The organism is Candidatus Phytoplasma stylosanthis, assembly GCF_032886435.1.
GTDB classification, from domain to species: Bacteria; Bacillota_I; Bacilli_A; order Acholeplasmatales; family Acholeplasmataceae; genus Phytoplasma; species Phytoplasma stylosanthis.
The window spans coordinates 1-852 of sequence record NZ_JAUZJP010000043.1; the positions used below are offsets into that span (position 1 = coordinate 1).

Genomic DNA, 852 nt, shown 5'->3' on the forward strand with positions numbered 1-852 from the left:
CTTAATTTGTCTTAGTTCTTGATGGATTTGATCTATTTTGGCAAACAATTCTTGGCGTTGCATGGCTTTTTTTATGCTTTTTTGTTCTAATAAAACCTGTTGGTTAGATTTAAAAAATAAACCAACAATAAGATCTTTTAGAAAAAAGAATATATTATTTAAAAAATGAAAAAGGGGTTTAAAACCTGAATAAATGAAAATACTTAAAAAAACAGTGGTCATTATTTCATATCTCTGTTCCACCACTTGGGGATTTTGAAAATCTTTCAAATATCTCCCTAAAAAAGTAAAAATGGTTAAAAAACTGATCATTTCTTTTTTTCCTTGTTTCGATTATTCTTCGAGGACTAAGGATTTAACTTCTTTTTTTAAACTACTCGCAACTTTAAAAGTAATACGTGTGGAAGCGGGGATTTCGATGATTTCTTTTGTGTTAGGCTTGAAACCTTTACGAGCACTGCTGCTTTTTAATTTTAAAAAACCGATTTTAGGAGAAATAATCACTTTTGGTTGTTCGGAAGTAATAGCTTTGATGACTACTTTTTCAAAAGCGTTATAAAAAGTTTCAGTATTGGTAATAGAAGTCTTAACAAGACGCGCAATTTTTTTGATTAAATCTTTTTTTGAAATATATTCTTTTTCTTTTATTTGATTTTTTTTATTTATTTTGTTTGACATAATGATATGCCTCCTTTTTTTTGGTTTAATTTATTTAATTGTTTTGGGGAATAACCTAATTTTAATAATTGAAAATCACTAATTTTCATGATTCTTAATCCTAATTTTGGAAAACCATTTCTTTTCATTTTTTGCTTCTGGTTTTTTTGTTTAAATTAAAGGATGTGAGAAATA

The 852-nt window shown here is 26.5% G+C and carries 3 protein-coding genes; all 3 read right to left on the minus strand.

The features are described from left to right. On the minus strand, nucleotides 1-312 hold a 312-nt coding region (locus tag Q8777_RS02640; RefSeq protein WP_318749498.1), incomplete at its 3' end, for a hypothetical protein. Nucleotides 313-333: 21 nt separating this feature from the next. Further along, a complete protein-coding gene (locus Q8777_RS02645) occupies nucleotides 334-678 on the minus strand; it encodes an HU family DNA-binding protein (RefSeq protein ID WP_318749499.1) in 345 nt (114 codons plus the stop codon). After that, entirely contained in the window at nucleotides 663-806 is a 144-nt protein-coding gene (locus Q8777_RS02650) for a hypothetical protein (RefSeq protein WP_318749500.1), read from the minus strand. Before Q8777_RS02650 ends, Q8777_RS02645 begins: the two co-directional genes overlap by 16 nt. Between the last annotated feature and the right edge of the window lie 46 nt (nucleotides 807-852).

Coding starts and splice junctions, on each gene's coding strand:
- Q8777_RS02645 (WP_318749499.1), bottom strand. CDS start 678: ATGTCAAACAAAATAAATAAAAAAAATCAAATAAAAGAAAAAGAATAT.
- Q8777_RS02650 (WP_318749500.1), bottom strand. CDS start 806: ATGAAAAGAAATGGTTTTCCAAAATTAGGATTAAGAATCATGAAAATT.